This window comes from Enterobacter cloacae complex sp. ECL72 (genome assembly GCF_019056635.1).
Lineage (GTDB): Bacteria > Pseudomonadota > Gammaproteobacteria > Enterobacterales > Enterobacteriaceae > Enterobacter > Enterobacter hormaechei_C.
In genome coordinates this window covers 400,387-412,502 of sequence record NZ_CP077659.1, presented here as the reverse complement: position 1 = coordinate 412,502, position 12,116 = coordinate 400,387, and the positions used below count along the sequence as shown (strand labels likewise).

The 12,116-nt window shown below is 52.3% G+C and carries 8 protein-coding genes, 3 tRNA genes and 3 rRNA genes; 6 read left to right on the top strand and 8 right to left on the bottom strand.

The window, feature by feature from the left end; genetic code table 11:
- Positions 1 to 28: 28 nt before the first annotated feature.
- The gene (yafC, locus tag KTH07_RS01930; protein WP_015571393.1) at positions 29 to 934 is read left to right on the top strand and encodes a DNA-binding transcriptional regulator YafC; all 906 of its coding nucleotides are present in this window, start codon (positions 29 to 31) and stop codon (positions 932 to 934) included.
- Positions 935 to 964: 30 nt separating this feature from the next.
- Here yafC and dkgB read toward each other — a convergent pair whose 3' ends face one another.
- From dkgB to gmhB, 8 genes are all read right to left on the bottom strand, one after another.
- Positions 965 to 1,768 carry a 2,5-didehydrogluconate reductase DkgB gene (gene dkgB, locus KTH07_RS01925; protein WP_032620217.1) on the bottom strand — a complete coding sequence of 268 codons (804 nt, stop codon included), beginning with the start codon at positions 1,766 to 1,768 and terminating at the stop codon, positions 965 to 967.
- A 160-nt stretch (positions 1,769 to 1,928) separates the two neighbouring features.
- A tRNA-Asp gene (locus KTH07_RS01920) sits at positions 1,929 to 2,005 on the bottom strand.
- Positions 2,006 to 2,060: 55 nt separating this feature from the next.
- A 5S ribosomal RNA gene (gene rrf, locus KTH07_RS01915) occupies positions 2,061 to 2,176 on the bottom strand.
- A gap of 67 nt (positions 2,177 to 2,243) precedes the next feature.
- Positions 2,244 to 5,129, bottom strand: a 23S ribosomal RNA gene (locus KTH07_RS01910).
- Between the two features lie 180 nt (positions 5,130 to 5,309).
- A tRNA-Ala gene (locus KTH07_RS01905) sits at positions 5,310 to 5,385 on the bottom strand.
- A gap of 105 nt (positions 5,386 to 5,490) precedes the next feature.
- A tRNA-Ile gene (locus KTH07_RS01900) sits at positions 5,491 to 5,567 on the bottom strand.
- A gap of 70 nt (positions 5,568 to 5,637) precedes the next feature.
- Positions 5,638 to 7,171, bottom strand: a 16S ribosomal RNA gene (locus KTH07_RS01895).
- The 16S, 23S and 5S rRNA genes sit together here with 3 tRNA genes alongside, the layout of an rRNA operon.
- A gap of 366 nt (positions 7,172 to 7,537) precedes the next feature.
- Positions 7,538 to 8,104, bottom strand: coding sequence for a D-glycero-beta-D-manno-heptose 1,7-bisphosphate 7-phosphatase (gmhB, locus tag KTH07_RS01890; RefSeq protein ID WP_017383733.1), 567 nt, complete (start codon positions 8,102 to 8,104; stop codon positions 7,538 to 7,540).
- Between the two features lie 188 nt (positions 8,105 to 8,292).
- Between gmhB and metN the strand changes: the two genes are divergently transcribed.
- The 5 genes from metN to tsaA all read left to right on the top strand — a co-directional run bounded on the left by metN (position 8,293) and on the right by tsaA (position 12,041).
- Complete coding sequence (metN, locus tag KTH07_RS01885; protein ID WP_006810022.1) at positions 8,293 to 9,324, top strand: methionine ABC transporter ATP-binding protein MetN; 1,032 nt, start codon at positions 8,293 to 8,295, stop codon at positions 9,322 to 9,324.
- Positions 9,317 to 9,970 carry a methionine ABC transporter permease MetI gene (locus KTH07_RS01880; protein ID WP_003856130.1) on the top strand — a complete coding sequence of 218 codons (654 nt, stop codon included), beginning with the start codon at positions 9,317 to 9,319 and terminating at the stop codon, positions 9,968 to 9,970. Before metN ends, KTH07_RS01880 begins: the two co-directional genes overlap by 8 nt.
- A 40-nt stretch (positions 9,971 to 10,010) precedes the next feature.
- Positions 10,011 to 10,826: a methionine ABC transporter substrate-binding lipoprotein MetQ gene (metQ, locus tag KTH07_RS01875; RefSeq protein WP_003856132.1), complete on the top strand. Its 816-nt coding sequence runs from the start codon at positions 10,011 to 10,013 to the stop codon at positions 10,824 to 10,826.
- A gap of 106 nt (positions 10,827 to 10,932) precedes the next feature.
- The gene (gene rcsF, locus KTH07_RS01870) at positions 10,933 to 11,337 is read left to right on the top strand and encodes an Rcs stress response system protein RcsF (RefSeq protein WP_015572735.1); all 405 of its coding nucleotides are present in this window, start codon (positions 10,933 to 10,935) and stop codon (positions 11,335 to 11,337) included.
- Complete coding sequence (gene tsaA, locus KTH07_RS01865) at positions 11,334 to 12,041, top strand: tRNA (N6-threonylcarbamoyladenosine(37)-N6)-methyltransferase TrmO (RefSeq protein ID WP_217310875.1); 708 nt, start codon at positions 11,334 to 11,336, stop codon at positions 12,039 to 12,041. Before rcsF ends, tsaA begins: the two co-directional genes overlap by 4 nt.
- The last annotated feature ends 75 nt before the right edge of the window (positions 12,042 to 12,116 follow it).

The window sequence follows — 12,116 nt, the reverse complement described above, 5'->3', positions numbered from 1 at the left end:
TCAATAGAATTTTGCGGATGATGCAATAATGAAAGCCACATCGGAAGAACTGACTATCTTTGTTGCCGTTGTTGAAAGCGGCAGCTTCAGCCGTGCGGCCGAACAGCTCGGGCAGGCGAACTCCGCCATCAGCCGCTCGGTGAAAAAGCTGGAGATGAAGCTCGGGGTAAGTCTGCTCAACAGAACAACGCGGCAGCTCAGCCTGACGGAAGAAGGTGAACGTTATTTTCGCCGCGTACAATCCGTTTTGCAGGAGATGGCGGCAGCTGAGACGGAAATAATGGAGTCGCGTAGCACTCCGCGTGGATTGCTACGCATTGATGCGGCGACGCCGGTCGTGCTTCATTTTCTGATGCCGTTAATCAAGCCATTCCGGGAACGTTATCCGGAGATGACTCTGTCCCTGGTCTCTTCAGAGACGTTTATTAACCTGATTGAGCGTAAAGTTGATGTGGCGATCCGCGCGGGAACCCTGACGGATTCAAGTTTACGCGCTCGCCCACTGTTCACCAGCTACCGCAAAATTATCGCGTCACCGCAATATATTGCAGAGCATGGCAAACCGGAGACCGTTGAGGAGCTGAAGCAGCACCTGTGCCTGGGCTTTACGGAACCTGTCTCGCTGAACACCTGGCCCGTGGCCTGTCATGACGGACAACTTCATGAGATCACTTGCGGACTTTCGTCTAATAGCGGAGAAACGCTGAAACAGCTTTGTCTTGAAGGAAATGGGATCGCCTGTTTATCAGACTATATGATTGATAAGGAAATAGCTGCGGGTCAGCTTGTAGAACTGATGGCTGACAAACGCTTACCTGTAGAGATGCCTTTTAGCGCAGTGTATTACAGTGACAGAGCGGTAAGTACGCGCATACGCGCTTTTATCGACTTCCTTAGCGAACATATAAAAACAGCTCCCGGAGGAGCTGTGTGAGGGTTTAAGGGTACAGAGGAAGGGCTTTTATTAATCCCAGTCTGGTGCTAACCCTTCCGGGCTGACCAGACGATCGTTGCATTCCAGTGCAGCGATCGCGTTTTTATCTTCATCATCAAGCTGGAGATCCCGCGCTAACAGGTTACTTGCCAGGTTTTCACGTTTGGTTGAAGACGGGATCACGGCATAGCCCTCACCCATCGCCCATGCCAGGATCACCTGTGCGGCTGTCGCATTGTGTTTTTCAGCGATGCGTGCAATCACTTCATCTTTCAGCGCCTTACCATATGCCAGCGTCATGTACGAGGTGATGTGAATACCATGCTGTTTCGCCCAGTCCACGACTTTGTGGTTTTGCAGGTAAGGAGAGAGTTCAATCTGGTTGGTGGCAATATTTTCTTTACCCACTGCGGCAATGGCCCTTTCCATCAACGGGATGGTGAAGTTAGAGATGCCAATTTTACGCGTTAAGCCCTGCTCTTTCGCTTCCAGCAGCGCCTGCATGAACTCCTCCACAGAGACGGCATCGTCAGGTGATGGCCAGTGGATCAGCGTCAGATCAACATAGTCAGTACGCAGCTTTTTCAGACTTTCCTTCAGGCTTGGGATCAGCTTGTCTTGGCCGAGATTCTCAATCCAGATTTTAGTGGTGATGAAAAGTTCGTCGCGCGGTACGCCACTCTCTTCGATGGCCTGGCCTACGGCAGCTTCGTTATCATAAATCTGCGCCGTATCAATAGCACGATAGCCCAACTCAAGTGCGGTTTTAACAGATGCGATAACAACGTCGTCTTTCAGGCGGAAAGTGCCCAGACCCAGTGCAGGGATAGTCATATGATTCCTCAATCGTTATGTTCATAAACTGAGGAGAATTATCGCTGTAGTTGTTATGCCGAAAAAGATCGTGAACCGCAGAGGATTTTTGCTAATTTCGCAACAATCAAACGACAGATAAGAAAAAAGCCCTGAGCGTTAGCTCAGGGCTTTTAATAAGTGGCGGAACGGACGGGACTCGAACCCGCGACCCCCTGCGTGACAGGCAGGTATTCTAACCGACTGAACTACCGCTCCACCGAATACTTCTGTAACCACCGGATTAATGCACCGGCTTACTACTTAATTTGATGCCTGGCAGTTCCCTACTCTCACATGGGGAGACCCCACACTACCATCGGCGCTACGGCGTTTCACTTCTGAGTTCGGCATGGGGTCAGGTGGGACCACCGCGCTACAGCCGCCAGGCAAATTCTGTTAATCTGTATCAGGCTGAAAATCTTCTGTCTCTTCGCCAAAACAGCTTCGGCGTTGTAAGGTTAAGCCTCACGGTTCATTAGTATCGGTTAGCTCAACGCATCGCTGCGCTTACACACCCGACCTATCAACGTCGTCGTCTTCAACGTTCCTTCAGGAGACTTAAAGTCTCAGGGAGAACTCATCTCGGGGCAAGTTTCGTGCTTAGATGCTTTCAGCACTTATCTCTTCCGCATTTAGCTACCGGGCAGTGCCATTGGCATGACAACCCGAACACCAGTGATGCGTCCACTCCGGTCCTCTCGTACTAGGAGCAGCCCCCCTCAATTCTCCAGCGCCCACGGCAGATAGGGACCGAACTGTCTCACGACGTTCTAAACCCAGCTCGCGTACCACTTTAAATGGCGAACAGCCATACCCTTGGGACCTACTTCAGCCCCAGGATGTGATGAGCCGACATCGAGGTGCCAAACACCGCCGTCGATATGAACTCTTGGGCGGTATCAGCCTGTTATCCCCGGAGTACCTTTTATCCGTTGAGCGATGGCCCTTCCATTCAGAACCACCGGATCACTATGACCTGCTTTCGCACCTGCTCGCGCCGTCACGCTCGCAGTCAAGCTGGCTTATGCCATTGCACTAACCTCCTGATGTCCGACCAGGATTAGCCAACCTTCGTGCTCCTCCGTTACTCTTTGGGAGGAGACCGCCCCAGTCAAACTACCCACCAGACACTGTCCGCAACCCGGATTACGGGTCTACGTTAGAACACCAGCCATTAAAGGGTGGTATTTCAAGGTTGGCTCCACGCAGACTGGCGTCCACGCTTCAAAGCCTCCCACCTATCCTACACATCAAGGACCAGTGTTCAGTGTCAAGCTATAGTAAAGGTTCACGGGGTCTTTCCGTCTTGCCGCGGGTACACTGCATCTTCACAGCGAGTTCAATTTCACTGAGTCTCGGGTGGAGACAGCCTGGCCATCATTACGCCATTCGTGCAGGTCGGAACTTACCCGACAAGGAATTTCGCTACCTTAGGACCGTTATAGTTACGGCCGCCGTTTACCGGGGCTTCGATCAAGAGCTTCGCGTTGCCGCTAACCCCATCAATTAACCTTCCGGCACCGGGCAGGCGTCACACCGTATACGTCCACTTTCGTGTTTGCACAGTGCTGTGTTTTTAATAAACAGTTGCAGCCAGCTGGTATCTTCGACTGATTTCAGCTCCACCCGCAGGGGCTTCACCTACACATCAGCGTGCCTTCTCCCGAAGTTACGGCACCATTTTGCCTAGTTCCTTCACCCGAGTTCTCTCAAGCGCCTTGGTATTCTCTACCTGACCACCTGTGTCGGTTTGGGGTACGATTTCGTGTTACCTGATGCTTAGAGGCTTTTCCTGGAAGCAGGGCATTTATCACTTCAGCACCGTAGTGCCTCGTCATCACACCTCAGCGTTAAAAGGTACCGGATTTACCGAACCTCCGCCTACATGCTTAAACCGGGACAACCGTCGCCCGGCTGACATAGCCTTCTCCGTCCCCTTCGCAGTAACACCAAGTACAGGAATATTAACCTGTTTCCCATCGACTACGCCTTTCGGCCTCGCCTTAGGGGTCGACTCACCCTGCCCCGATTAACGTTGGACAGGAACCCTTGGTCTTCCGGCGAGCGGGCTTTTCACCCGCTTTATCGTTACTTATGTCAGCATTCGCACTTCTGATACCTCCAGCATGCCTCACAGCACACCTTCAACGGCTTACAGAACGCTCCCTACCCAACAACGCATAAGCGTCGCTGCCGCAGCTTCGGTGCATGGTTTAGCCCCGTTACATCTTCCGCGCAGGCCGACTCGACCAGTGAGCTATTACGCTTTCTTTAAATGATGGCTGCTTCTAAGCCAACATCCTGGCTGTCTGTGCCTTCCCACATCGTTTCCCACTTAACCATGACTTTGGGACCTTAGCTGGCGGTCTGTTTTTCTTCACGACGGACGTTAGCACCCGCCGTGTGTCTCCCGTGATAACATTCTTCGGTATTCGTAGTTTGCATCGGGTTGGTAAGCCGGGATGGCCCCTAGCCGAAACAGTGCTCTACCCCGAAGATGAGTTCACGAGGCGCTACCTAAATAGCTTTCGGGAGAACCAGCTATCTCCCGGTTTGATTGGCCTTTCACCCCCAGCCACAGGTCATCCGCTAATTTTTCAACATTAGTCGGTTCGGTCCTCCAGTTAGTGTTACCCAACCTTCAACCTGCCCATGGCTAGATCACCGGGTTTCGGGTCTATACCCTGCAACTTAACGCCCAGTTAAGACTCGGTTTCCTTCGGCTCCCTATACGGTTAACCTTGCTACAGAATATAAGTCGCTGACCCATTATACAAAGGTACGCAGTCACCCCATAAAGAGGCTCCCACTGCTTGTACGTACACGGTTTCAGGTTCTTTTTCACTCCCTCGCCGGGGTTCTTTTCGCCTTTCCCTCACGGTACTGGTTCACTATCGGTCAGTCAGGAGTATTTAGCCTTGGAGGATGGTCCCCCCATATTCAGACAGGATACCACGTGTCCCGCCCTACTCTTCGAGTTCACAGCAAGTGTGCTTTCGTGTACGGGACTATCACCCTGTACCGTCGGACTTTCCAGACCGTTCCACTAACACACAAGCTGATTCAGACTCCGGGCTGCTCCCCGTTCGCTCGCCGCTACTGGGGGAATCTCGGTTGATTTCTTTTCCTCGGGGTACTTAGATGTTTCAGTTCCCCCGGTTCGCCTCGTTAACCTATGTATTCAGTTAACGATAGTGCAACGGATTGCACTGGGTTTCCCCATTCGGACATCGCCGGGTCAAGGGTTCATATCACCTCGCCGGCGCTTTTCGCAGATTAGCACGTCCTTCATCGCCTCTGACTGCCAGGGCATCCACCGTGTACGCTTAGTCGCTTAACCTCACAACCCGAAGATGTTTCTTTCGATTCATCACCGACTTGCGAAAATTTGAGAGACTCGAACACACATGAGCTGTGTGTCGTTTCAATTTTCAGCTTGATCCAGATTTTTAAAGAGCAAAACTTCGCAGTGCACCTTTTCAGGTTCACTCTGAAGTTTTCTTGTGTTCGCAGTAAAAGATGGTGGAGCTATGCGGGATCGAACCGCAGACCTCCTGCGTGCAAGGCAGGCGCTCTCCCAGCTGAGCTATAGCCCCATCGTAGTCACCTCTGTACCGGTAATTTTTGTTGAGGCAAGGTGTGGTGACACGAAGCATACTTATGTATGTGAGTGTCGCCGCAACGCAGCATCAGCAAAAATTTGGTAGGCCTGAGTGGACTTGAACCACCGACCTCACCCTTATCAGGGGTGCGCTCTAACCACCTGAGCTACAAGCCTGTAGAGGTTTTTTACTGCTGTTTTTCATCAGACAATCTGTGTGAGCACTGCAAAGGCAGGTTCTTTAAGGTAAGGAGGTGATCCAACCGCAGGTTCCCCTACGGTTACCTTGTTACGACTTCACCCCAGTCATGAATCACAAAGTGGTAAGCGCCCTCCCGAAGGTTAAGCTACCTACTTCTTTTGCAACCCACTCCCATGGTGTGACGGGCGGTGTGTACAAGGCCCGGGAACGTATTCACCGTGGCATTCTGATCCACGATTACTAGCGATTCCGACTTCATGGAGTCGAGTTGCAGACTCCAATCCGGACTACGACGCACTTTATGAGGTCCGCTTGCTCTCGCGAGGTCGCTTCTCTTTGTATGCGCCATTGTAGCACGTGTGTAGCCCTACTCGTAAGGGCCATGATGACTTGACGTCATCCCCACCTTCCTCCAGTTTATCACTGGCAGTCTCCTTTGAGTTCCCGGCCGGACCGCTGGCAACAAAGGATAAGGGTTGCGCTCGTTGCGGGACTTAACCCAACATTTCACAACACGAGCTGACGACAGCCATGCAGCACCTGTCTCAGAGTTCCCGAAGGCACCAAAGCATCTCTGCTAAGTTCTCTGGATGTCAAGAGTAGGTAAGGTTCTTCGCGTTGCATCGAATTAAACCACATGCTCCACCGCTTGTGCGGGCCCCCGTCAATTCATTTGAGTTTTAACCTTGCGGCCGTACTCCCAGGCGGTCGACTTAACGCGTTAGCTCCGGAAGCCACGCCTCAAGGGCACAACCTCCAAGTCGACATCGTTTACGGCGTGGACTACCAGGTATCTAATCCTGTTTGCTCCCCACGCTTTCGCACCTGAGCGTCAGTCTTTGTCCAGGGGCCGCCTTCGCCACCGGTATTCCTCCAGATCTCTACGCATTTCACCGCTACACGGAATTCTACCCCTCTACAAGACTCTAGCCTGCCAGTTTCGAATGCAGTTCCCAGGTTGAGCCCGGGGATTTCACATCCGACTTGACAGACCGCCTGCGTGCGCTTTACGCCCAGTAATTCCGATTAACGCTTGCACCCTCCGTATTACCGCGGCTGCTGGCACGGAGTTAGCCGGTGCTTCTTCTGCGGGTAACGTCAATCGACAAGGTTATTAACCTTATCGCCTTCCTCCCCGCTGAAAGTACTTTACAACCCGAAGGCCTTCTTCATACACGCGGCATGGCTGCATCAGGCTTGCGCCCATTGTGCAATATTCCCACTGCTGCCTCCCGTAGGAGTCTGGACCGTGTCTCAGTTCCAGTGTGGCTGGTCATCCTCTCAGACCAGCTAGGGATCGTCGCCTAGGTGAGCCGTTACCCCACCTACTAGCTAATCCCATCTGGGCACATCCGATGGCAAGAGGCCCGAAGGTCCCCCTCTTTGGTCTTGCGACGTTATGCGGTATTAGCTACCGTTTCCAGTAGTTATCCCCCTCCATCAGGCAGTTTCCCAGACATTACTCACCCGTCCGCCACTCGTCAGCGAAGCAGCAAGCTGCTTCCTGTTACCGTTCGACTTGCATGTGTTAGGCCTGCCGCCAGCGTTCAATCTGAGCCATGATCAAACTCTTCAATTTAAGTTTGATGCTCGTGAATTAAACTTCGTAATGAATTACGTGTTCACTCAGAGACTTGGTATTCATTTTTCGTCTTGCGACGTTAAGAATCCATGTCACTTTGAGTGCCCACACAGATTGTCTGATAAATTGTTAAAGAGCAGTTGCGACGCGCTTCAGCGCGCTGTCGCGAGGTGGCGTATATTACGCTTTCCTCTTTCAGAGTCAACCCGTTATTTCAGGATTTTTTCTCTTCAACCGACCGGGTTGTCTGTGAAGTGATTCACATCCGCCGTGTCGATGGAGGCGCATTATAGGGAGCCGCCGAGGAATGACAAGCGGAAAAATGCATTTTTATTTCAACCGCTCACCTTTTCGCCAAAACGCCTATTTTTGGTGCTTTTTAATCTCTTTTGGCAGTTCTGCCAGACTAGTTATCACCCAGTCGGCTGCATTTTCTGCTTCTGGGGTGACCGGTTTACCGGTACGCACTAATACCTTGGTACCTACACCTGCCGCCGCTGCTGCCTGCATATCTTCCAGTTTATCGCCCACCATATAAGATGCGGCCATATCAATGTGCAGGAATTCCTGTGCAGAGATAAACATGCCCGGGTGTGGCTTACGGCAATCACAGGTCTGACGATACGCCTCTACACTTCCCTGCGGGTGATGCGGACAATAATAGATGCCATCAAGATCGACGCCACGATCGGCCAGAGACCAGTCCATCCATTCCGTCAGCGTCTCGAATTGCGCTTCGGTGAATTTACCCCGGGCGATACCGGACTGGTTAGTCACCACCACCAGCGCATAGCCCATCTCTTTCAACTGGCGCATGGCATCTATTACGCCCTCGATAAACTCGAACTCATCAATCTCATGGACGTAACCGTGATCCACATTAATAGTGCCGTCACGATCGAGAAAAATTGCGGGTACAGATTTTGCCACCGGTTTGCTCCTGAAAAAGTCTTGTTCAGCTAGTATCTCATGAATCGCAGCGCAATAAAGTGCTCATCGCACAGAGGTGGATTGATTTAGACGTCTGGATGCCTTAACATCCATTTTGTTTACGGTCATTCCCCGTATCTGGCAGAAGAAAATGCCACGGCTAACTTACTTACGATAAAAATAATCTAATGATTAAACTTTCCAATATCACCAAAGTGTTCCAGCAGGGGAACCGAACCATTCAGGCGCTGAACAACGTCAGCCTGCATGTGCCTGCTGGTCAGATTTATGGCGTCATTGGCGCATCGGGTGCGGGTAAAAGTACGCTGATCCGTTGTGTTAACCTGCTTGAGCGCCCAACCCAGGGCAGCGTAGAAGTTGGCGGCCAGGAGCTTACCGCTCTCTCAGAAAAAGAACTCACCAAAGCGCGTCGCCAGATTGGCATGATTTTCCAGCACTTTAACCTGCTGGCATCCCGCACCGTGTTCGGCAACGTTGCCCTGCCGCTTGAGCTGGATAACACGCCGAAAGAAGAAGTTACGCGTCGCGTCACCGAACTGCTCGACCTTGTTGGTCTGGGCGACAAGCATGATAGCTACCCGGCAAATCTGTCCGGTGGGCAAAAACAGCGTGTGGCCATTGCCCGCGCGCTGGCAAGCAATCCTAAGGTGCTGCTGTGCGATGAAGCCACCAGCGCGTTAGACCCGGCCACCACGCGCTCTATTCTGGAACTGTTAAAAGACATTAACCGTCGCCTGGGCCTGACGATTCTCCTTATTACGCATGAAATGGATGTAGTGAAACGCATCTGCGACTGCGTGGCGGTCATCAGCAACGGTGAGCTGATTGAGCAGGACACGGTGAGTGAAGTCTTCTCACACCCGAAAACGCCGCTGGCTCAGCAGTTCATTCAGTCCACACTGCATCTGGATATTCCGGAAGATTATCTGGAACGTTTAAAAACAGACGCAACGCCTGACAGCGTCCCGATGCTGCGCATGGAGTTCACGGGCCAGTCCGTTGACGCACCGCTGCTGTCCGAAACCGCGCGTCGCTTTAACGTGAATAACAACATTATTAGCGCGCAGATGGACTACGCCGGTGGCGTGAAGTTCGGCATTATGCTGACGGAAATGCACGGCACACAGGAAGAAACCCAGGCGGCAATTGCCTGGCTGCAAGAACATCACGTAAAAGTAGAGGTACTGGGTTATGTCTGAGCCGATGATGTGGCTACTGGTTCGCGGCGTTTGGGAAACGCTGGCAATGACCTTCGTATCGGGCTTCTTTGGTTTTGTGATTGGGCTGCCGGTCGGCGTGCTGCTGTACGTTACGCGCCCGGGTCAAATTATTGAAAACGCGAAGCTGTATCGTACGCTCTCTGCGCTGGTGAACATTTTCCGGTCTATTCCGTTCATTATTCTGCTGGTGTGGATGATTCCGTTTACGCGCGTGATCGTCGGGACGTCGATTGGTTTGCAGGCAGCTATTGTCCCGCTGACCGTAGGCGCGGCACCGTTTATCGCCCGTATGGTGGAAAACGCCCTGCTGGAAATCCCAACCGGCCTGATCGAAGCTTCCCGCGCTATGGGTGCGACGCCAATGCAGATCGTTCGCAAAGTTCTGCTGCCAGAGGCGCTGCCTGGGCTGGTGAACGCAGCAACCATCACGCTTATCACCCTGGTCGGTTATTCCGCAATGGGCGGCGCCGTAGGTGCTGGCGGTTTAGGCCAGATTGGATATCAGTACGGCTATATTGGCTATAACGCTACCGTAATGAATACCGTTCTGGTATTGCTGGTTGTGCTGGTTTACTTAATTCAATTCTCTGGCGATCGTATCGTCCGGGCTGTTACGCATAAATAACGTTACAAACAACACAAACTCGACGAGTTAAGGATATAACATGGCGTTTAAATTTAAGACCTTCGCAGCAGTAGGCGCACTGATTGGCTCGCTGGCACTGGTGGGTTGCGGTCAGGACGAAAAAGATCCAAACCACATCAAAGTAGGCGTTATCGTCGGTGCAGAACAGCAGGTTGCTGAGGCCGCGCAGAAAATCGCTAAAGAGAAATATGGCCTGGACGTTGAACTGGTGACTTTCAACGATTACGTTCTGCCGAACGAAGCGCTGAGCAAAGGCGACATTGACGCTAACGCCTTCCAGCATAAACCGTACCTGGATCAGCAGATCAAAGATCGCGGCTACAAACTGGTTGCTGTCGGTAACACCTTCGTTTACCCGATTGCCGGTTACTCCAAGAAAATTAAATCTCTGGATGAACTCCAGCCGGGTTCACAGGTTGCCGTCCCTAACGACCCAACCAACCTTGGCCGTTCCCTGCTTCTGCTACAGAAAGTGGGCCTGATTAAACTGAAAGAAGGCGTTGGCTTGTTACCGACCGTTCTGGACGTAACCGAAAACCCGAAAAATCTGAAAATTGTTGAGCTGGAAGCACCACAGCTGCCACGTTCTCTGGACGATGCGCAGATCGCCCTGGCCGTGATCAACACCACTTACGCCAGCCAGATCGGCCTGACCCCAGCGAAAGATGGCATCTTCGTTGAAGATAAAGATTCCCCGTACGTCAACCTGATCGTGACTCGCGAAGACAACAAAGACGCGGAGAATGTGAAGAAATTCATACAGGCATATCAGTCTGAAGAAGTGTACCAGGAAGCCAATAAGGTGTTTAACGGCGGCGCGGTTAAAGGCTGGTAATCTCCCGGCAGTGTAATATCATCAAGACGGGCATTTGCCCGTCTTGTCATTTGTGCGGTCAACTGCTTCAATATCTGACGTTTTGATTATCCACTGAGGAATTATTATGCGTGCTTTACCGATCTGTTTTTTAGCACTGATGCTGAGCGGCTGTTCTATGCTAAGCAGATCTCCTGTTGAACCTGTTCAAAGCACTGCAACCCCGCCAAAAGCGGAGCCAGCAAAACCGAAAGCGCCTCGCGCTGCGCCGGTACGTATTATTACCAAAGCCGACGAGCTGGTCGGTAAGCCATTCCGTGAACTGGGCGAAGTGAGCGGCGAATCCTGCCAGGCAACGAATCAGGACTCCCCACCCAATATTCCGACAGCCCGCAAGCGTATGCAAATCAACGCGTCGAAAATGAAAGCCAACGCGGTGCTGCTGCACAGCTGCGAAGTCACCAGCGGCACACCAGGTTGCTATCGCCAGGCGGTATGTATCGGTTCTGCGCTTAACATTACGGCGAAATGAGTTCATTTCAGTTCGAGCAGATAGGCGTTATCCGCTCCCCTTATAAAGAAAAGTTCGCCGTGCCGCGTCAGCCGGGTCTGGTCATTAACGGCGGCGGCGAGCTTCATCTTGTGGCGCCGTATAATCAGGCCGATGCAGTGCGCGGGCTTGAGGCGTTCAGCCATTTATGGGTGGTCTTTGTGTTTCACCAGACCATGGAAGGCGGCTGGCGTCCTACCGTGCGTCCGCCTCGTCTGGGCGGAAATGCCAGAATGGGTGTCTTTGCCACCCGCTCAACCTTTCGTCCCAACCCCATCGGGATGTCGCTGGTCGAGCTGAAAGGCATACGTTGTCAGAAAGATCAGGTGATCCTGGAGTTAGGTAGCCTTGACCTGGTTGATGGCACGCCGGTCATAGATATTAAGCCTTACCTGCCCTTCGCCGAAGCGCTGCCGGATGCCCGGGCAAGCTATGCTCAGGACGCACCGCAGGCAGATATGGCGGTTCACTTCACGTCTGAAATTACAACGCAAATCAGCGAGCTGGAAAAGCGTTATCCTCGCCTGCGTGACTTTATCGTTGAAGTGCTGGCCCAGAACCCCCGTCCCGCCTACCGCAAAGAAGAGGAAGCCGGGAATACGTACGCCGTCTGGCTGCTGGACTTTAACGTGCGCTGGCGCGTGACTGCGGCGGGTTTTGAAGTGTTTGCCCTGGAACCCAGGTAATTTTGTTCTCCTCTCTTTTGGCATCTTTGCCACACTGGTAAACTAAACCACTTTTTTTGTGTCAGGCTGGTGTTT

Coding starts and splice junctions, on each gene's coding strand:
- metQ (WP_003856132.1), top strand. CDS start 10,011: ATGGCGTTTAAATTTAAGACCTTCGCAGCAGTAGGCGCACTGATTGGC.
- tsaA (WP_217310875.1), top strand. CDS start 11,334: ATGAGTTCATTTCAGTTCGAGCAGATAGGCGTTATCCGCTCCCCTTAT.
- KTH07_RS01880 (WP_003856130.1), top strand. CDS start 9,317: ATGTCTGAGCCGATGATGTGGCTACTGGTTCGCGGCGTTTGGGAAACG.
- yafC (WP_015571393.1), top strand. CDS start 29: ATGAAAGCCACATCGGAAGAACTGACTATCTTTGTTGCCGTTGTTGAA.
- metN (WP_006810022.1), top strand. CDS start 8,293: ATGATTAAACTTTCCAATATCACCAAAGTGTTCCAGCAGGGGAACCGA.
- dkgB (WP_032620217.1), bottom strand. CDS start 1,768: ATGACTATCCCTGCACTGGGTCTGGGCACTTTCCGCCTGAAAGACGAC.
- rcsF (WP_015572735.1), top strand. CDS start 10,933: ATGCGTGCTTTACCGATCTGTTTTTTAGCACTGATGCTGAGCGGCTGT.